The 18572-nt window shown below is 74.1% G+C and carries 15 protein-coding genes and 2 tRNA genes; 14 read left to right on the top strand and 3 right to left on the bottom strand.

From position 1 onward, the window contains the following. Window positions 1–72 precede the first annotated feature (72 nt). From ACZ4SV_RS22910 to ACZ4SV_RS22875, 8 genes are all read left to right on the top strand, one after another. Window positions 73–237: a hypothetical protein gene (locus ACZ4SV_RS22910; RefSeq protein ID WP_365880406.1), complete on the top strand. Its 165-nt coding sequence runs from the start codon at window positions 73–75 to the stop codon at window positions 235–237. A 55-nt stretch (window positions 238–292) separates the two neighbouring features. After that, on the top strand, window positions 293–979 hold the full coding sequence (gene nadD / locus ACZ4SV_RS22905) for a nicotinate-nucleotide adenylyltransferase (RefSeq protein ID WP_397942836.1): 687 nt from the start codon (window positions 293–295) through the stop codon (window positions 977–979). 16 nt (window positions 980–995) lie between these two features. Next, on the top strand, window positions 996–2753 hold the full coding sequence (locus ACZ4SV_RS22900) for an LCP family protein (RefSeq protein WP_468006179.1): 1758 nt from the start codon (window positions 996–998) through the stop codon (window positions 2751–2753). Between the two features lie 100 nt (window positions 2754–2853). Further along, window positions 2854–3297, top strand: a complete 444-nt coding sequence (rsfS, locus tag ACZ4SV_RS22895; RefSeq protein WP_365880412.1) for a ribosome silencing factor — start codon at window positions 2854–2856, stop codon at window positions 3295–3297. After that, on the top strand, window positions 3291–3965 hold the full coding sequence (locus ACZ4SV_RS22890) for a histidine phosphatase family protein (RefSeq protein ID WP_397942840.1): 675 nt from the start codon (window positions 3291–3293) through the stop codon (window positions 3963–3965). The genes rsfS and ACZ4SV_RS22890 overlap by 7 nt, the downstream gene beginning before the upstream one ends. 93 nt (window positions 3966–4058) lie before the next feature. Continuing rightward, window positions 4059–4131, top strand: a tRNA-Ala gene (locus ACZ4SV_RS22885). Window positions 4132–4392: 261 nt separating this feature from the next. Then, window positions 4393–4566: a hypothetical protein gene (locus tag ACZ4SV_RS22880; RefSeq protein ID WP_365880414.1), complete on the top strand. Its 174-nt coding sequence runs from the start codon at window positions 4393–4395 to the stop codon at window positions 4564–4566. Window positions 4567–4569: 3 nt separating this feature from the next. Beyond that, entirely contained in the window at window positions 4570–4803 is a 234-nt protein-coding gene (locus tag ACZ4SV_RS22875) for a hypothetical protein (RefSeq protein ID WP_030653820.1), read from the top strand. Here ACZ4SV_RS22875 and ACZ4SV_RS22870 read toward each other — a convergent pair. Then, window positions 4793–6004 (bottom strand): glycosyltransferase 87 family protein, encoded by a 1212-nt coding sequence (locus ACZ4SV_RS22870; RefSeq protein WP_468006178.1) that lies wholly within the window; start codon window positions 6002–6004, stop codon window positions 4793–4795. The two genes, ACZ4SV_RS22875 and ACZ4SV_RS22870, sit on opposite strands and share 11 nt — an antisense overlap. 115 nt (window positions 6005–6119) lie before the next feature. Here ACZ4SV_RS22870 and ACZ4SV_RS22865 point away from each other — a divergent pair. After that, window positions 6120–6192, top strand: a tRNA-Ala gene (locus tag ACZ4SV_RS22865). Between the two features lie 118 nt (window positions 6193–6310). Here ACZ4SV_RS22865 and ACZ4SV_RS22860 read toward each other — a convergent pair. Then, entirely contained in the window at window positions 6311–7921 is a 1611-nt protein-coding gene (locus tag ACZ4SV_RS22860; RefSeq protein WP_468006177.1) for an NADH-ubiquinone oxidoreductase-F iron-sulfur binding region domain-containing protein, read from the bottom strand. Then, window positions 7918–9192 carry a cytochrome b/b6 domain-containing protein gene (locus ACZ4SV_RS22855; RefSeq protein WP_468006176.1) on the bottom strand — a complete coding sequence of 425 codons (1275 nt, stop codon included), beginning with the start codon at window positions 9190–9192 and terminating at the stop codon, window positions 7918–7920. Before ACZ4SV_RS22855 ends, ACZ4SV_RS22860 begins: the two co-directional genes overlap by 4 nt. Before the next feature lie 403 nt (window positions 9193–9595). Between ACZ4SV_RS22855 and leuS the strand changes: the two genes are divergently transcribed. The 5 genes from leuS (at window position 9596) to ACZ4SV_RS22830 (ending at window position 18391) form a co-directional block, all read left to right on the top strand. Continuing rightward, the gene (gene leuS, locus ACZ4SV_RS22850) at window positions 9596–12475 is read left to right on the top strand and encodes a leucine--tRNA ligase (protein WP_468006175.1); all 2880 of its coding nucleotides are present in this window, start codon (window positions 9596–9598) and stop codon (window positions 12473–12475) included. 187 nt (window positions 12476–12662) lie between these two features. Next, entirely contained in the window at window positions 12663–13388 is a 726-nt protein-coding gene (locus ACZ4SV_RS22845; protein ID WP_468006174.1) for a hypothetical protein, read from the top strand. Between the two features lie 72 nt (window positions 13389–13460). Then, the gene (locus ACZ4SV_RS22840) at window positions 13461–14306 is read left to right on the top strand and encodes a DegV family protein (RefSeq protein WP_365875143.1); all 846 of its coding nucleotides are present in this window, start codon (window positions 13461–13463) and stop codon (window positions 14304–14306) included. Window positions 14307–14729: 423 nt separating this feature from the next. Continuing rightward, window positions 14730–15650 (top strand): ComEA family DNA-binding protein, encoded by a 921-nt coding sequence (locus tag ACZ4SV_RS22835; protein ID WP_468006286.1) that lies wholly within the window; start codon window positions 14730–14732, stop codon window positions 15648–15650. Next, window positions 15647–18391: a ComEC/Rec2 family competence protein gene (locus tag ACZ4SV_RS22830; protein WP_468006173.1), complete on the top strand. Its 2745-nt coding sequence runs from the start codon at window positions 15647–15649 to the stop codon at window positions 18389–18391. The genes ACZ4SV_RS22835 and ACZ4SV_RS22830 overlap by 4 nt, the downstream gene beginning before the upstream one ends. Window positions 18392–18572: the final 181 nt, after the last annotated feature.

The raw sequence follows: 18572 nt of genomic DNA, 5'->3' as shown, positions 1-18572 counted from the left end.
TGCCGCGGGGCCGCCCGCTTACGATGGGCCGACATCTTTATTCCGCCCACACAGCGTTAGGTCCTGCCGAAGATGAGCTTCCACAGCGCCGCAGCCCAGTTGGTCACCCTTGCCGCCGAGGGCGGCGAGCACGGCGGAAACCACAACAGTCTCAACCCGGCCATCACCGGCGGCGGCGCCCTGATCATCCTGCTCCTGCTGCTGTGGATCACCACGCGCTTCAACCGCGACCGCTGAGCGGGGACCCCGGCCCCGGCAAGCGCCCCGGACCGGGCCGGTAGGGTCTGCACGCATGGGAGAGCAGGACATGCCTACCGGTCCGGCGCGCGAGACGGCCGGCGACACGGTGAACCACCCGCGGTACGCACCGGGCAGCGGCCCCGCCCACACGGGCAAGCGGCGCCTGGGCGTCATGGGCGGGACGTTCGACCCGATCCACCACGGGCACCTCGTGGCGGCCAGCGAGGTCGCCGCGCAGTTCCACCTGGACGAGGTGGTCTTCGTCCCCACCGGCCAGCCGTGGCAGAAGTCCCACCGCGACGTCTCCCCGGCCGAGGACCGCTATCTGATGACGGTCATCGCGACCGCCGAGAACCCGCAGTTCTCCGTCAGCCGCATCGACATCGACCGCGGCGGGCCCACCTACACCGTGGACACCCTGCGCGACCTGCGTGCCCTCAACCCCGACACCGACCTGTTCTTCATCACCGGCGCCGACGCCCTCGCCCAGTTGCTGACCTGGCGCGACTCGGAGGAGCTGTTCTCCTACGCGCACTTCATCGGCGTCACCCGCCCCGGCCACCAGCTGACCGACGCGGGCCTGCCGGAAGGCGGTGTCTCGCTCGTCGAGGTGCCGGCGCTCGCCATCTCCTCCACGGACTGCCGTGCGCGAGTCGCCAAGGGCGACCCCATCTGGTACATGGTCCCGGACGGAGTCGTGCGCTACATCGACAAGCGCGAGCTGTACCGCGGCGAGTGAGCCGAGAGGGGCACCGGTGAACGACCGATACGACGCGGGTGACGCCGGCTACGACGGCGGCCCGTACGAACTCGTCGGCTACGACGAGTACGGCCGGCCCATGTACCGGCAGGTCCCGGCACAGCAGGCCGCACAGGCCCAGCCGGCGGCCTACGACCCGTACGCCCAGCAGCAGGGCTACGGCTACGACCCGTACGCCACCGGCCAGCAGCAGCCGGCACCCTCCTACGACCCCGGCCGGCAGCAGCCCGCCTACGACCCGTACGCCCCCTACGGCTCGCAGACCCCCTACGACCCGTACGCCACCGGCACCCAGGACGCCACCGGGTACGACCCCTACGCGCAGGCGGCGAGCAGCGGACAGCAGCCCCGGGCCGCGGAGCAGACCGCCTACATCCCGCAGCAGGCCGGCCCCGCAGAGGACGTACCCGGCCCCGGCGAGAGCGGGCCCGGTCCCGCGCAGGACGTACCGGGTCCCGGCGAGAGCGGGGCCGCCCCGGACTACCAGACCGAGCAGTTCGCCTTCGTCGAGGAGCCCGACGGCGACTCCGAGGACGTCATCGACTGGCTGAAGTTCACCGAGAACCGCACCGAGCGCCGCGAGGAGGCCCGCCGCCGCGCCCGCAGCCGCCTCATCGCCCTGCTCGTCGTCCTCGCCCTGGTCGCGGCCGGCGGCGTCGGCTACCTCTGGTACGCCGGCAAGCTGCCCGGTCTGTCCTCCGGCGGCACGGACGGCGCCGCCGCACCGGCCGCCGCCCAGAAACGCGACGTGCTCGCCGTCCACCTGCACAACACCGCCGGGGGCGGCACCCTGACGGCGCTGCTGGTCGACAACACCACCACCCAGCAGGGCACCACCGTCCTGCTGCCCAACTCGCTGGCCCTGACCGGCGACGACGGCTCCGCGACGACCCTCGCCGCGTCCGTGGACGACGACGGCACCTCCGGCACCCGCGACCAGCTCGACACGGTCCTCGGCACCAGCATCCAGGGCACCTGGCGGCTCGACACCCCCTATCTGCAGAACCTCGTCGACCTCGTCGGCGACATCGACGTCGACACCGACACCGACGTGCCCGACCCGGACGCCGGCAAGAAGGGTGCCGCCCCGCTCGTCCACAAGGGCCGGGACCAGACCCTCAGCGGCAAGATGGCGGTCGCCTACGCCACCTACCGCGCCTCCGGGGAGCCCGAGAACGCCCGGCTGCAGCGGTTCGGCCAGGTCCTCCAGGGCGTGCTGCGCAAGATGTCCTCCGACCCGGCGTCCGCCACCGTCACCGTGCGGACGCTCGCGCAGATCCTGGACCCGCCGCTCACCGACAAGGACCTCGGCGCCTTCCTCGCCAAGCTGGCCGACCTCGCCAAGCGCGGCGACTACAAGACCGCCCTGCTGCCCGTGGGGCCCGACGGCACGCTCAGCGCGCAGACCGGCGACAGCGTGGTGAAGGACATCCTCGGCGGCACCGCCAAGAGTCCCGGCGCCGGCTCCGCGGTCCGCGTCTCGGTGCGGAACGCCACCGGGGTGAAGGCCGACACCGACAAGGCCCGCGTCGTCCTCCTCAACGGCGGTTTCACCTTCCTGGAAGGCGGCAGCGCCACCGGCACCGAGACCGCCTCGAAGGTGCTCTACGCGGACGCCGCCGACCGCGCGGACGCCACCGAGGTCGCCAAGACCCTCGGCCTGCCCGAGAGTGCCGTGACGAAGGGCACGGTCTCCTCCGGAGCCGACGTCTCGGTGGTCCTCGGCAGCGACTACGCGCCGTCCGCGTCCTGACCGGTGCCGGAGGACCCCACGTGATCCCTTTATCACGTGGGGTCCTCCGGCGGTCCGTGAGACCCTTGAAGACAAAAGTCCGCCGACGGAAAGCCATGTAGTGACCGCCACCGATCGTTCCCTTGAACTCATCACCACCGCCGCCCAGGCCGCGGCCGACAAGCTGGCCCACGACGTCATCGCCTACGACGTGAGCGACGTGCTGTCGATCACGGACGCCTTCCTGCTCGCGTCCGCGCCGAACGACCGCCAGGTCAAGGCCATCGTCGACGAGATCGAGGAGCGCCTGCTGAAGGAACTCGGCGCCAAGCCGGTCCGCCGCGAGGGCGACCGCGAGGCCCGCTGGGTCCTGCTCGACTACGTCGACATCGTCGTCCACGTCCAGCACAGCGAGGAGCGTGTCTTCTACGCCCTGGAGCGGCTGTGGAAGGACTGCCCCGAGCTGGACCTGCCCGCCGACGCCAAGGCCACCCGCGGCAAGGGCGAGGAGCACGCCCGGCTCCAGGCCGTCGACGGCGACCAGGAGGCGGGCCGGGAGTGGTGACGAGCGCCACCGGTGAGGTGACCGACCGCACGAGCCGGGGCCGCCGCATCATCCTGTGGCGGCACGGCCAGACCTCGTGGAACGTCGAACGGCGCTTCCAGGGCACCACCGACGTGGAGCTGACCGAGACGGGTCTCGGGCAGGCCCGCCGTGCCGCGCGGCTGCTCGCCTCCCTGCGGCCCGACGCGATCGTCTCCTCGGACCTGCGCCGTGCCGCGAACACCGCCGCCGAGCTGGCCGCCCTCACCGGCCTTGAGGTCACCCGCGACGAGGGCCTGCGCGAGACCTACGCGGGCGTGTGGCAGGGGCTGACGCACGACGAGATCATCGCCCGCCACGGCGAGGAGTACGCCGCCTGGAAGCGCGGCGAGGCGGTCCGGCGCGGCGGCGGCGAACTGGAGACCGAGGTGGCCGACCGCGCCGCCCCGGTGGTGCTGCGGCACGCCGAGAAGCTGCCCGACGACGGCACCCTCGTCGTCGTCAGCCACGGCGGCACCATCCGCACCACCATCGGCCGGCTCCTCGGCCTGGAGGCCCGGCACTGGGAGAGCTTCGGCGGGCTCTCCAACTGCTGCTGGTCCGTGCTCGGCGAGGGCGCCCGCGGCTGGCGCCTGCTGGAGCACAACGCGGGCACCCTGCCGGAGCCCGTCCTCGGCGACGACGACTGACCGGCCCGGGGCCCGCCGGCCCCGGATTTCACTTTCCGGCAGGTCACAGGCTAAAGTTCTTCTTGTTCGCCCCGCCGAGCGGGAAGAACACCAGGGGCTATAGCTCAGTTGGTAGAGCGCCTGCATGGCATGCAGGAGGTCAGGAGTTCAATTCTCCTTAGCTCCACAGATCGGTGATGAAGATCCCGTCCCTTCCCGGGGGCGGGATCTTCCGCATTCGGCACCTGTTCCCGGACCGGTTTGAGTCGGGGGGCGCCCGGCGGCCGTATACCCGGCGGAGACGTCCGGGCGGGCGCGGGCACTGGCCGGAACGATCGTGGCGGGAGCCGTGTCCGGACTGGTACTGAGGCGTCGCTGACCGTGTTGGTCCGGTCGTGGCAGAATCACATGGCCGGAAGGGAGCGCGGCCCGACGGGAGGGAGTGGCGATGCCTGCGAGCATCCTCGGGGAGGTCGGCCACCTCCCCGGTGCGGCGTTGATACGGGACACGGCCACCCGGCTCGGCTGCCCTTCCTGCGGTTCCGCGCATGTGGCCCAAGTGCTCGGCGACAACGGCGGGATCTCCTACGTGTGCACGGCCTGCGGCCACATCTGGAGCTGATCGATGGGTGCACACCGGCGGAAGTGCGACTGGTGCGGGAGCGGTACGCCGATCGTCCGCGACATGGAGCCGATCAACCCCGACTACCAGTACTGGTGCGAGGAATGCGCGCGGGCGCTGATCATAAAAGGCGACCCGATCGAGACGTACCGGGAGCTGGAGGGCGAGCCGATCTACGGCCGGCTCCTGGAGGAGCACTGCACGCTCAAGCGGTTCTACCAGTTCGTCACGGCCTGACGCGGACCTCTCCGCGGGCGGGTCCCGGCGACGGTGTCCGGGCCAGCGCGAGGAACAGCGCGCCGGCCGCTCCGTAGAGGACCGACAGCAGCAAGTGCGGGCCGCCCAGGTGCAGTTCGGGCCGGCCGGGCCCGTGCGGCACCCACCACGGGACGTACGAGCAGAAGACCAGCAGGGTGCCCAGGGCCGCCGCCCGGTGCCCGCGCGTCCACAGCAGCGCCACCAGCGGCACGCACCACACCCAGTGGTGCGTCCACGACACCGGGCTGACCAGCAGGGCGGTGACCGCGCAGGCGCACACCGCCCACGCCCTGCGCCCCCGCAACTCCGCCCGCACCGCCACCGTCAGGCCCAGGGCGGCCGCCAGGGCCGCGCACAGTACCCAGGGGCCCGCCGGGTCGGGCGTGCCCAGGAGGCGGGCCAGGACACCGCGCAGCGCCTGGTTGGCGGTGTCCTCGGCGCGCCCGGCCCGGCCCGCGCGGAACACCGCGTCCGTCCAGAACCGCCGGGAGTCCTCCGGCAGGACGGCCGCCGCCAGCAGGGTCGGTACGGCGAACGCCACGGCCGCCCCGCGCGCGTGCCCGAGCCACGGCTGACCGCGCCCGCCGCGCAGCCGGTCCGCCAGCCCCGTGGCGAGCAGGAACACCCCGAACAGCGCGGGCGTCAGTTTGACCGCCGCGGCCAGCCCGAGCCCCGCCCCGGCCCAGCGGTCGCGTCCGCCGGCGGGACGGCGGGTCAGGTCCGCCAGCACCAGGACGGCCAGCAGCAGGTTGATCTGGCCGTAGCGCAGGGTCGTCCACACCGGCTCGCACCACACGGCCGCCGCCGCGACCCACCAGGCGCTCTCCCCGCGCGCGTGGCCGACGAGCCGCAGCGACAGCCGGACGAACACCACCAGCAGCGCCAGATTGCCGGCCGTCGCCAGGGCGCGCAGCAGCGCGGTGTCCAGCAGGGGCAGCGGCGTGAAGAGCAGGGCCGCGAACGGCGGATAGGTGGTGGGCAGGTGTGCGGCGGTCGCCCGCAGCGCGTACAGGTCGCCGCCGGCGCGCACGGCGGCGCCCTCGGCCCGGTAGACCATCAGGTCGACCAGCGACACCCGCGCGGCCCGCTGCGCGGCGCAGAACACCCCGAACGACACCAGGCACACGGCCGGCGCGACCGGGATACGGCGGTGTGCTGCGGGCGGCGCGCTCTCGGTCATGAAAAGCGACATTAGCGGTCGTACCGGAGCGAAGTCGCAATCGATTTGGTGCTGCGTCGAGGGCCCTGTAATGTTTACGTCGTCGCCGGGGGAACCGGGCGGAACAACAGAACAAGGGGCTATAGCTCAGTTGGTAGAGCGCCTGCATGGCATGCAGGAGGTCAGGAGTTCAATTCTCCTTAGCTCCACAGAAAGCGAAGGCGGATCATCCCAAGGGATGGTCCGCCTTCGGCGTGTTGCGAGATGCGTCACAGGGAATTGCCGCGGCGGGCCACCCGGTCCGGGTGGCCCGCCCCGTCCGTGCGCTCAGCGCCCCAGCGCGCGCCGGCCGCGCCCCTGGGACAGGACCGGGAGATTGCGCGCCGGCACCTGCCCGCGCGTGTCCTCCTCGATGCGCAGGGCGAGCGCCGGGCAGCGGCGCACCGCGCGCAGCGCCTTCGCCTCCGCGTAGCGCGGCACCTGCGCCTGGGCGACGGTCGGGAAGCCGTCGGCGCCCAGCTCGAACACCTCCGGCAGGATGTCCGCGCACAGCCCGTGGCCCCGGCAGAGCGTCCAGTCGACGTGGATCTTCTGCCGGCTGGCGCCGGTGTCCGCGGGCTCCGCGCCGCCCGGGACGCCCGTCGGGGCCCTGCCGCCCTCGAAGAGCGGCAGCACGCCCTCCACGGGCCGTCCGCAGCCGTTGCCGAGGACGTGCGCCGCCAGGTCGTCGGTGAACGCCCGGACGGTCGACTCCAGGAACATCGCCGAACCGTCCGGGTGCGAACACGCGCCGCGCCGCTTCACGTTCCTCGCGACCTGCTTCAGCGCCTCCAGGGCGGCCGGGCCGCCGCCGTTCAGGATCTCCTCCAACCCGCGCGCGGCGGCGGGCAGTCCCAGGTAGCAGGGCCCGCACTGGCCGGCGCTCTCCTCGGCCAGCCACTGCGCCACCCGCAGCGACTCGCCCAGCGGGCAGGTCTCCTGGCTGATCGGCAGGATCGCGCCCGCGCCCAGCGAACCCCCCACGGCCTCCAGCGCGTTGCGCGAGACGATCGCCTCGTCGACGGTGGCCGCGTCGATCCACTTGCCGTGGTAGCCGCCGGTCAGCACCCCCTGCGGCACCGGCGGGGCGCCCGCCAGCCGGAGCACGTAGCGCAGCGGCACCCCGGTGGGGACCTCGATCACCATCGGGCGGGCGACCGCGCCGGATACGGTGAGCAGCACGGTGCCCGGTTCGTCGTACAGGCCCGTGTTGCCGTAACGCTCCGGGCCGATGCGGGCGGCGACGGCGAGCTGCGCGAACGTCTCCGCGTTGGACAGCAGGGTGGGTGCCCCGCCGACCCCGCTGCGCGAGGCGCTGACCTTGCGGCCGGGCGGGATCGCCGGGCCGCCGTCGATCGAGCGGATCAGCGAGGCGGCGGCACCGGTGACCATGCGCACCGGGTTGCGCTGCACCCACGCGCGAAGGGCCGCCCTGCGGCTGTTGCCCAGGCCGCGTTCGGCGAGCGCGGCCTCCATGGAGCGCTGCGTGGACTCCCGCGTGACACCGATGACGAGCGTGCGCGCGCCGAGCGCCTCGGCACACAGCAGCGCGCCGTCCAGGATGAGGTGCGGCGCGCGGTTGATCAGCACGGTGTCCTTGCGGCAGGCCGGTTCGTCCTCGCTGCCGTTGACCACGACGACCGGCCGCACCCCGCGCTTGATCGCCGACTCGGCGACCGAGCGCAGCTTCTTGTGGAAGGGGAAGCCGGCGCCGCCGCGGCCCCTGAGGCCGATGCGTTCGGCGAGCTGGGCGAGCTGTTCGCCGCCCAGCGGGTCGAGCGGCCCGTGCACCTTCAGGTGCATGGGCAGGTCGAGCCGCTCCACAAGGTCGAAACCCGACGTGAGCTGGGGAAGTCCGACCACGCGGACCTCGGGGACGTCGGGCAGGGCCTCGTTCACTCAAAGCCTCCGGAAGGCGTGTTCCATGGTTCGCCCGCGCCCGGCGTCCGGTAGGGGAAGCCGGGCGGAGTCTCGGCGGCGGGACCGCCGGCGAACGTGTCACCAGGGTGGTACGCGCCGCGGCGGCCGTTCGTCTCACCGGTGTCGTACACGTCACCTCCGCCGTATCCGGCGGCGCCCGGATCGCCGTAGGCGGGGACGGTGGGTCCGGTGTCCCGGAGCGGGTCGTACGCGGACGGCGGAGCCTCGCCGACCGGCGGCGGGGACGGGACCGGCCAGCTACCCGGAGGGCCCGAAGTGGGGGACGGGCCGTCCGGCCGCGAGACGGCCTGCGCGGGCCACGCATCCGGCGGCGGGTTTCCGCGGGCCGTCCGGCCGGCGTAGTGCGGCGGCGGGCCGCCCGGTGCCGACACCGCGCGGTAGGCCGCGGCGAAGCCGGGGGCGGGCCCGTCGGCCGGGGCCTGGGGGAACGGGGCGGACGCCGGGCCGGCGGGCACCGGCTCGCGGCGGCCCCCGAAGCCGGAGCGGGCCGGGCCGGCCGCCCGGGCGCGGCGCCCGGCCGGCCTGCCGCCCACGGGCCGCTCGGGGCCGCCGAACAGGGCCGCCAGCCGGTCGGCGACCCGGCGCTTGACCGGGCGCGGCGCGGCGCGCAGCGCGAGGGCGCCCATCACGGCGAGCAGGGACAGGCTGTAGAGGATCACGAAGACCGGTTTGGCCGAGCGGCCCGCGTAGAGACCGTGGACCAGCGCCGCGCACCAGGCCGGGTAGGCGAGCATGTGCATGGCCCGCCAGCGCGCGGCGACCGGGGCCGGGCCGGCGAAGGCGCCGCGCAGGGCGCCCGTGACACCGACGAAGATCATCAGCAGGCCGGCGAGCGAACCCAGCCCGATCAGGCCGGCGATGCCCGTGACGCCGAGCGAGAACGGGACGGCAGCGGCGATCAGCCCGGTGTGGCCGAGCGCGATCTTGGTCGTGACGTGCAGCAGGAGGAAGGCGATCGAGGCCACCGCGGTCGTCCGGTGCACCGCCTGGCCGATGATCCGCTGCCGGGTGTCGAGGAAGATCCGGTCCTGGGCGAACAGACCCCAGATCACCGAACAGCTCAGCGAGACGAGGGACAGCACGCCCGCGCCGAAGTTCAGGAAGTCGCGGAACCCGCTGCCTCCGGCCGGCACGGCCACGGGGAGGAGCAGCAGGAAGACGGCGGACGCCACCCCATAGGCCGAGCGGCCCGGCGCGGGGAGCGAGCTGGTACTACGACGAGGGTTCATGGGGGCAACTCCGAGCAGTTCCGGGAAAGCGGTCCCGCTGCCGCACTCTAAGTGGCGCCATACCGATCGGTACGGGGTTTGGGTTATTGCGTTGTTATCAACGGACAATGTGAGAAGGACGGTGTCCCTTAGGGGGCGGTACGCGCGGTAATCGCTGGCCTTTGTTCAGTGCCGGACGGGCTTCGTGACATGTCCCTCAGGGATACGCAAGCGCCTCGCGACCTGCTCAAGGGCTGCGGTACCCTAGCGCCATGCGTGCCGTACGCCTTCTGCTTAGCGGGCCGCGCTGATCAGTACCGACCCCCGGTCCAGCCGTGAGGTCGGCATCGGCGCGGCGTCCCCTCCTGTGCGAGGGGTTTTTTCATTTCCGCAGGCAGAGACGATCGATGGAGCTTTGAGGATCATGAGCGAGACGAACCCCGCTGCCACCGCCGCGTCGGCGGAGGCCGCGCCGCACCGCTACACGGCCGCCCTGGCGGCCGAGATCGAGGCACGCTGGCAGGACTTCTGGGACGCCGACGGCACCTACGCGGCGCCGAACCCCACGGGCGACCTGGCGGGCGACCCGGAGCTGGCCGCCCGGCCCAAGAAGTTCATCATGGACATGTTCCCGTACCCCTCCGGCGCGGGCCTGCACGTCGGCCACCCGCTGGGCTACATCGCCACCGACGTCTACGCCCGGTTCCAGCGCATGACCGGCCACAACGTCCTGCACACCCTGGGCTTCGACGCCTTCGGCCTGCCCGCCGAGCAGTACGCCGTGCAGACCGGCACGCACCCGCGCGTGTCCACCGAGGCCAACATCGAGAACATGAAGTCCCAGCTGCGCCGGCTGGGCCTGGGCCACGACAAGCGCCGGTCGTTCGCCACGATCGACCCCGAGTACTACAAGTGGACCCAGTGGATCTTCCTGCAGATCTTCAACTCCTGGTACGACGAGGAGGCGCGCAAGGCCCGCCCGATCGCCGAGCTGGTCGCCCGGTTCGAGTCCGGTGAGCTGCCGGTTCCGGGCACCACGCGCGCGTGGAGCGAGCTGAGCGCCCGCGAGCGCGCCGACGTCCTGGGCGAGTACCGCCTGGCCTACGCCTCCGAGGCGCCCGTCAACTGGTGTCCCGGCCTGGGCACCGTGCTGGCCAACGAGGAGGTCACCGCCGACGGCCGCTCCGAGCGCGGCAACTACCCGGTCTTCAAGGCCAAGCTGCGCCAGTGGAACATGCGCATCACCGCCTACGCCGACCGGCTGCTGGAGGACCTGGAGGAGCTGGACTGGCCCGAGGCCATCAAGCTCCAGCAGCGCAACTGGATCGGCCGCAGCGAGGGCGCCCGCGTCGACTTCCCGGTCGACGGCGAGCGCATCACGGTCTTCACCACCCGCCCGGACACCCTGTTCGGCGCCACCTACATGGTGCTGGCGCCCGAGCACCCGCTGGTCGAGAAGTTCACCCCCGAGGCATGGCCCGAGGGCACCCACGCGGTGTGGACCGGCGGCCACGCCACCCCGGCCGAGGCCGTCGCCGCCTACCGCGCGCAGGCCGCCTCGAAGTCCGACGTCGAGCGGCAGGCCGAGGCCAAGGACAAGACCGGCGTCTTCACCGGCGTGTTCGCCACCAACCCGGTCACCGGCGAGCGCATCCCGGTCTTCATCGCCGACTACGTCCTGATGGGCTACGGCACCGGCGCGATCATGGCCGTCCCCGGTCACGACAGCCGCGACTTCGCCTTCGCGCGCGCCTTCGAACTGCCCGTCCGCTGTGTGGTCGAGCCGACCGACGGCCGCGGCACCGACCCCGCCGCCTGGGACGACGCCTTCGTCTCCTACGACGCGAAGATCGTCAACTCCGACCGTGACGACCTCAGGCTGAACGGCCTGGGCGTGGCCGAGGCCAAGGCCCGCATCACCGAGTGGCTGGCGCGCGAGGGCATCGGCGAGGGCACGGTCAACTTCCGGCTGCGCGACTGGCTGTTCAGCCGCCAGCGTTACTGGGGCGAGCCCTTCCCGATCGTCTACGACGAGGACGGCGTCGCCCACGCCCTGCCCGAGTCGATGCTGCCGCTGGAGCTGCCCGAGGTCGAGGACTACAGCCCGCGCACCTTCGACCCGGACGACGCCGACACCCAGCCCGAGACGCCGCTGTCGCGCAACGAGGACTGGGTCCACGTCACCCTGGACCTGGGCGACGGCCCCAGGAAGTACCGCCGTGAGACCAACACCATGCCCAACTGGGCCGGCTCCTGCTGGTACGAGTTCCGGTACCTGGACCCGCACAACGACCGCGCGCTGGTCGACCAGGAGATCGAGCGGTACTGGATGGGCCCGCGCGAGGACCGGCCGCACGGCGGTGTCGACCTGTACGTCGGCGGCGCCGAGCACGCCGTGCTGCACCTGCTGTACGCGCGCTTCTGGTCCAAGGTCCTGTACGACCTGGGACACGTCTCCTCCGCGGAGCCGTTCCACAAGCTGTTCAACCAGGGCATGATCCAGGCCTACGTCTACCGCGACAGCCGGGGCATCGCGGTGCCGGCCGCCGAGGTCGAGGAGCGGGACGGCGCCTACTTCCACCAGGGCGAGCAGGTCACCCGCCTGCTGGGCAAGATGGGCAAGTCCCTGAAGAACGCGGTCACTCCGGACGAGATCGCCGCCGAGTACGGCGCCGACACGCTGCGCCTGTACGAGATGGCGATGGGCCCGCTGGACGTCTCCCGCCCGTGGGACACGCGCGCGGTGGTCGGCCAGTTCCGGCTGCTCCAGCGGCTGTGGCGCAACATCGTCGACGAGGCCACCGGCGAGGTCACCGTCACCGGCGCCGAGCCCGACGAGGAGACCCTGCGCGCCCTGCACAAGGCCGTCGACGGCGTCCGCCAGGACCTGGAGGGCCTGCGCTTCAACACCGCCATCGCCAAGGTCACCGAGCTGAACAACCACCTGACCAAGTCCGGCGGCGCGGTGCCGCGGTCCGTGGCCGAGCCGCTGGTGCTGATGATCGCCCCGCTGGCCCCGCACATCGCCGAGGAACTGTGGCGCAAGCTGGGCCACACCGACTCGGTCGTCCACCGGGACTTCCCGGTCGCCGACCCGGCCTACGTCGTCGACGAGACCGTGACCTGCGTCGTGCAGATCAAGGGCAAGGTCAAGGCCCGGCTGGAGGTCCCGCCGGCCATCTCCGAGGAGGAGCTGGAGAAGGCCGCGCTGGCCGACGAGAAGGTCGTCGCGGCGCTGGGCGGCGCGGGCATCCGCAAGGTGATCGTGCGGGCGCCGAAGCTGGTGAACATCGTCACGGCGTAGGCACGCGGGCGCCGGCCCGGCGTAGCCACCGGGTGCCGTCCCGGGCGGCGGAACCGGGCGCTGCGCACCGGCTGAGGGTAGTCCCCTACGGGCAGGTTCGGGGTTTCGGCGGAACTCCGGGCCTGCCCGCTGCGTTTACCGTGGAGAGCGTGACCGCGCACAGCACACCGACCGCAGGAGGAGCGCCATGGAAGTAGTGCTCACCGTGTTCGCCCTGCTCTTCCTGCTCCTCGTCGGCCTCGGCGCCTACGCCACGGTCAAGGCCGTGGGCGCCGCCAAGCGCGGTGTGGACCGGACCGTCGCGCAGGCCCGCCGCACGGTCGAGGACCACACCCTGCGCGCCAAGTCCTTCGTCCAGCCCGGACCGGCCGGCGAGGTCGCCCAGCTACGGCTCGCGCTGCGCACCTCCCTGCGCGCCACCCAGGACGCGCTGCGCGCGGGCGCGGCCGAGGACGAGTCGCTGAAGGAGTCCCTCGGCCTGTTCGAGCGGCTCAGCGAGCACGGGCGCGACCTGGACGCCGACCTCAAGCGCCTGGAGACCGAGCCGGACCGGGCCACGCTCGCCGCGCGCCTGCCCGGACTGCGCGAGCGCACCGAGCGGATCACCGCCTCCGCGGACTCGCTGCGGTGGGCCGCGCGCGACCGCGCCCGCCGCTTCTCCGACGACGATCTGGACTCCCTCAGCGCCCAGATCGACATCGAGGCCGGCGCCCTGCGCCACTGGACGCCGGCCGAGCCCGGCCAGGCGCCCCCGCAGTGGCCCGGCGCGCACGCCTCCGCCGCCGGAGCGCCCCGGCCGGAGACGGCGGAAGCCCGCGCCGCCGAGGAGTCCGCTCCGGAGGCGATCGCCGCGCCGGCCTGGCGCCCGGCCGCCCCCTGGCAGCGGAAACCCCGTCCCGAGAGCACCACATGAGCCGCCCGCGCCACGGCCACCCGGCCGGGGCCGGGCTGCCGAGCGAGCACTACGCCAGGTAACCTCCAGCCCATGTCCCCCCATGTCGCGATCGTCACCGATTCAACGGCCTATCTGCCGCCCCGGGCGATGGAGCGTCATGGCATCACCGCGGTGCCGCTGACCGTGGTCCTCGGCGACCAGGCCCTGGAAGAGGGCACCGAGATCTCCACCCGCTCCCTCGCCCAGGCGCTGCAGAAGCGGCGCCCGGTCACCACCTCCCGCCCCAGCCCCCAGGTGTTCGCGGAGACCTACCGCAGGATCGCCGCGGCCGGCGCGGACGGCATCGTCTCCCTGCACCTGTCCGCCGAACTGTCCGGCACCTACGACGCGGCGGTCCTCGCGGCGCGCGAGGCACCGGTGCCCGTGCGGGTCGTGGACACCGGAATGGTCGCGATGGCGCTCGGCTTCTGCGCGCTCGCGGCGGCCGAGGCCGCGGAGGCGGGCGACACGGTGGACCAGGTCGTCACGGCCGCCGAGAAACGCGCCTCGGGCACCTGCGCCTACTTCTACGTCGACACCCTCGACTATCTGCGCCGCGGCGGCCGCATCGGCGCCGCCCAGGCACTGCTGGGCTCCGCGCTCGCCGTCAAACCCCTCCTCCAGCTCGAAGACGGCCGTATCGGGCCGCTCGAAAAGGTGCGTACGGCGTCCAAGGCGATCGCGCGCCTGGAGGAACTCGCCGCCGAACGGGCGGGCAACGCCGAGGTGGACATCGCCGTGCACCACCTCGCCGCCGCCGACCGTGCCGCCGCGCTCGCCGACCGGCTGCGCGCACGCGTCCCGGGCCTGGCCGACCTGCATGTCAGCGAGGTCGGAGCGGTGATCGGGGCGCACACCGGGCCCGGTCTGCTGGGCGCGGTCGTCTCGCCCCGCTGACGGGCGGACGCGGTCCCGGGCTCCCGCGGGGAGGCCCGCGCGCCGGTCCGCTTCACTCGTACGGGTGGCGGAGTTTTCCACAACCGGGCCGTCATACACGGTAATTCACCACGAACTCCGTGGGGCGGCGCGATCATCCATGCTCGTCCCATGGCACTTCGATCCCGTCCCCGCACCGCGACCCCGACCAGCGGCCCGGGCCGTGGCCCCGGCTCCGACGGCCGCGTCCGCCACCACCGCACCCCCGGACCTCCCCGCACCCGCCACCGCCCGCCCGCCCCGGCGGACGAACTGCGCCGCCGGGCGGAACTCCTCTTCGGCGAACGGGCCTCGCCCTGGCGGGAGTCGGGCAAGGCGCCACCGGGGCGGGGAGCGCTCGCGGGTCTGCCGGAGGCGGAGGTCCCCGCGGGATCTGACGGCTTTGTGGGCTCTGCGCCGCCTGTTGGGTCCGGGGCGTCCGGGGCGTCTGGGGTGGGGGCGGAGAGGGGCGCCGGATTCGCCGCGAGGGCGGGGTCGGAGCGGCGCGAGGGGCCCGCACGGCCCGACGAGTCTGACGGATCTGACGGAGCTGACGGGTGGGGAGGATCGGGGGAGCCAGGAAGGTCCGGGGAGCCCGGGGAGCCCGAGGCGCCCGCGGCTTCCGGCTGGCGGGAGCGTGCCGGACTGGCGGTGCGGGAGCGGCTGCCGCTCTGGCTCCAGGCACGGTACGGCGTGGAGCGGCGGGCCGTCGTGGCGCTCACCGTGGTGCTCGTGGCCGCGGCCGTTCTCGCCGCGCAGCACTTCTGGACGGGCCGGACCCGGTCCGTGAGCGCCCCTCAGGTGGTGCGCAGCCCGGCGCCCTTGACGACGAAGACCGAGGCGGCGGCGGCCGGACCGTCCGGGGAGACGTCGGCGACACCCGGCGCGCAGATCGTCGTGGATGTCGGCGGCAAGGTCCGCAAACCGGGAATCCTGCGGCTGCCGGCCGGCGCCCGGGTGGCCGACGCGTTGCGCGCCGCGGGCGGGGTCCGGCCGGGTGTGAGCCTGGCAGGGCTGAACCGGGCCCGTTTCCTGGTCGACGGCGAACAGGTCGTCGTCGGCTCGCCCGCCGGCGCCGCCGCGCCCGGTCCGGCGGCCGGGTCCCTCCCCGGAGCCACCGGTGCGGGTCCGGCGGTGCCGGTCTCCCTCGGCACCGCCACCGCGGACCAGCTCGACACCCTGCCCGGAGTCGGCCCGGTCCTGGCCCAGCACATCATCGACTACCGCACCCGGCACGGCGGTTTCCGCTCCGTGGACGAACTGCGCGAGGTCGACGGCATCGGCGACCGCCGGTTCACCGATCTGCGCGACCTGGTGCGGCCGTGAGCCGCGCGCTCGCCGTGGCCGGCCCGCGTGCCGAGCCCGAGCGGCAGGGGCCCGTGCACACCGGCCGGAGCGATCCCCTGGACCTGCGCCTGGTGCCGCCGGCGCTCGCGGCCTGGGGTACGGCGGCCCTGGCCGTGGACGCGTCGCCGGCCTGGACCACCGCGACCGCCGTCGTCTGCCTGACCGGTGGCGTCCTCCTGCTGTCGGTGCGGCGACCGGGACGGTTCCGGGCGCGGGAACGGCCCGGCCGGACGCACGGGCGGCTGCGCTGGGCGCGGACCGCCGTCGCCGCGGCGCTGCTCTGCTCCGCCGCGGCGGCCGTCTCCGCCGGACTGCACGGGGCCGACGTGCGGCGCGGCCCGGTGCCCGAACTGGCCCGGCGGTCCGCGAGCGTCACCGTCGAGGCCGAACTGACCGGCGACCCCTGGCTGAGCAGACCACGGGTGCGCGGCGATCACACGGCGCCCGTGGCGGTGCTGGCACGGGCCGACCTACGGAGCGTGGAGACGGCGGACGGGAGCCGGGCGCGGACCCGGACACCGGTGCTGCTCGTCGTCGACGCGGACGTCCCGGCACCGGAAGGGAGCGCCGCGGGCGACCGGAACCCCGGACCGCCAGCCGGCGCCGGAGGGCACGGGCCGGGTGCGCGCGCCGCCTGGCTCGGGCTGCTGCCGTCCACCCGGCTCCAGGTGGGCGGACGGCTGGCACCCGCGCTCGCGGGCGGCGACCGGACAGCGGCCGTGCTCCGGGTGCGCGGCCGGCCCCGGCCTCGGATCGTGGCGGGGCCGAGCGGGCCGCAACGGCTCGCCGGGAGACTCCGGGCCGGTCTGCGGGAGGCGACCGAGGACCTGCCGGGAGACGCGCGGGCGCTGCTTCCCGGACTGGTCGTCGGGGACACCTCGCGGATCACACCCGAGCTGGAGCACGCCTTCGAGGAGACGGACCTGGCGCACACCCTCGCCGTCTCCGGCAGCAACCTCACCGTCCTGCTCGCGCTGCTCATCGGGCCGCCGGGGCTGGCCCAGCGCGCGGAGCGCCGTGGCCTCGCCCCGCGTCTGGGGCTGTCACTGCGGGCGACGGCCCTGCTCGCGGGAGCGCTGACGCTGGGCTTCGTGGTCGTCTGCCGGCCCGACCCCAGCGTGCTGCGGGCCGCGGCCTGCGGCGCGGTCGCACTGCTCGCGCTCGCCACCGGGCGCCGCAGATCGCTGGTCCCGGCCCTGGCCACGGCCGTGCTGCTGCTGGTGCTGTACGACCCGTGGCTGGCCCGCGGTTACGGCTTCCTGCTGTCGGTGCTGGCCACCGGCGCGCTGCTGGTGCTGGCGCCGGGCTGGAGCGAGGCGCTGCGGCGACGCCGGGTGCCGCCGCGGCTGGCCGAGGCGCTGGCGGCGGCTGCCGCGGCGCAGGCCGTGTGCGCGCCGGTGGTGGCGGTGCTGTCGGCCCGGGTGAGCCTGGTGGGGGTGCCCTGCAATCTGCTGGCCGAGGTGGCGGTGGCACCGGCCACCGTGCTGGGGTTCGCGGCGCTCGCGACGGCACCGGTGGCGATGCCGGCGGCCGAGGCGCTGGCCTGGTGCGCGAGGTGGCCGGCCGGGTGGATCGCCGGGGTCGCCCGGACCGGGGCGGCGCTGCCCGGCGCGGGCGTGGACTGGCCGGGGAGCTGGCCGGGGGCCCTGGCGCTCGCGGCGGTCACCGTGGCCGTCGTCCTGGCCGGGCGGAGACTGGTACGGCACCCCGGGTGGTGCGTGCCGCTCGGCGTGCTGCTCGTGCTCCTCGTGACGCGGCCGGCCCCGCTGACCCGGGTGATCACCGGCTGGCCGCCGCCGGGCTGGCGGTTCGCGATGTGCGACGTCGGACAGGGCGACGCGACGGTGCTGGCGGCCGGCGGGGGAGCCGCGGTGGTCGTGGACGCCGGACCCGACCCGGGACTGGTCGACGACTGCCTGCGGCGGCTCGGTGTCACCCGCGTTCCGCTGCTGCTCCTCACCCACTTCCACGCCGACCACGTCGCGGGACTGCCCGGCATCCTGCGGGGCCGCTCGGTGGCCGCGATCGAGACCACGGGGCTGGCGGAACCGGCGGACCAGGCGGAGTTCGTCCACCGGCAGGCGGCCGAGCGGCACATCCCGGTCACGACGGCCGTCGCGGGAGAGGAACGGCGCACCGGACCGCTCACCTGGCGGGTCCTGTGGCCACCACCGCCGCACACCGGGCCACGCACCCCTGCCGGGACGGGATCGCACACCGGGACGGGAGCGGCCCTAGGGATGGCAGCGCCCGCCGGGACGGCAGCGCCCGCCTGGACGGGAACGGCACCCGGACCGCGGGTGCCGCCGGTTCAGCCGGGGGGCGTCCTCTTCGCGCCGGAGGGGCCGAACGACGCCAGCGTCGCGCTGCTCGTCCGCACGGGCGGACTGCGGCTGCTGCTGCTCGGAGACCTCGAACCACCGGCCCAGCAGGCACTGCTGCGGTCCCCGGCGGCGGCCGGCCTGGCCGGGGTCGACGTCCTGAAGGTGGCCCACCACGGCTCGGCCTACCAGGACCCGCGGCTGCTGCGGCGCGCGGCGCCCCGGGTGGCCCTCGTCTCCGCGGGCGCCGGCAACCCCTACGGCCATCCGGCACCGGTGACGCTGGCCGCGCTGCGGACCGCCGGGGCGACGGTCCTGCGCACCGACAAGGACGGCGCGCTGGCGATCACCGGGACCGGCGGGCGGCAGGGGCGGATACGGGTGACGAGCGAGCACTGAGCCCACCGTCGGCGCCCGTCGTGGGCCGGCGGCGCGGAAACCGGGCCCGCGCGGCCAATTCGGCCCACTCCCGGCGCATGCCCCGCATTCCTGAGATGTGGGACCGTGTTGCCTCGAAAGCCGCATCGGTGATCGAATGGATCTTCGGCAAGGGATCACGTCGAGGCGTACAGGGGTGTCG

The organism is Streptomyces sp. NPDC027672, from assembly GCF_055566335.1.
Note: the sequence above shows the minus strand (reverse complement) of the source record. Positions and strands in the feature narration are given on the sequence as shown.

Bases quoted from the DNA above. Each gene is read 5' to 3' on its own strand.
- ACZ4SV_RS22910 (WP_365880406.1), top strand. From the start codon at position 73: ATGAGCTTCCACAGCGCCGCAGCCCAGTTGGTCACCCTTGCCGCCGAG.
- nadD (WP_397942836.1), top strand. From the start codon at position 293: ATGGGAGAGCAGGACATGCCTACCGGTCCGGCGCGCGAGACGGCCGGC.
- ACZ4SV_RS22880 (WP_365880414.1), top strand. From the start codon at position 4,393: ATGCCTGCGAGCATCCTCGGGGAGGTCGGCCACCTCCCCGGTGCGGCG.
- ACZ4SV_RS22875 (WP_030653820.1), top strand. From the start codon at position 4,570: ATGGGTGCACACCGGCGGAAGTGCGACTGGTGCGGGAGCGGTACGCCG.
- ACZ4SV_RS22870 (WP_468006178.1), bottom strand. From the start codon at position 6,004: ATGACCGAGAGCGCGCCGCCCGCAGCACACCGCCGTATCCCGGTCGCG.
- ACZ4SV_RS22855 (WP_468006176.1), bottom strand. From the start codon at position 9,192: ATGAACCCTCGTCGTAGTACCAGCTCGCTCCCCGCGCCGGGCCGCTCG.
- leuS (WP_468006175.1), top strand. From the start codon at position 9,596: ATGAGCGAGACGAACCCCGCTGCCACCGCCGCGTCGGCGGAGGCCGCG.
- ACZ4SV_RS22845 (WP_468006174.1), top strand. From the start codon at position 12,663: ATGGAAGTAGTGCTCACCGTGTTCGCCCTGCTCTTCCTGCTCCTCGTC.
- ACZ4SV_RS22840 (WP_365875143.1), top strand. From the start codon at position 13,461: ATGTCCCCCCATGTCGCGATCGTCACCGATTCAACGGCCTATCTGCCG.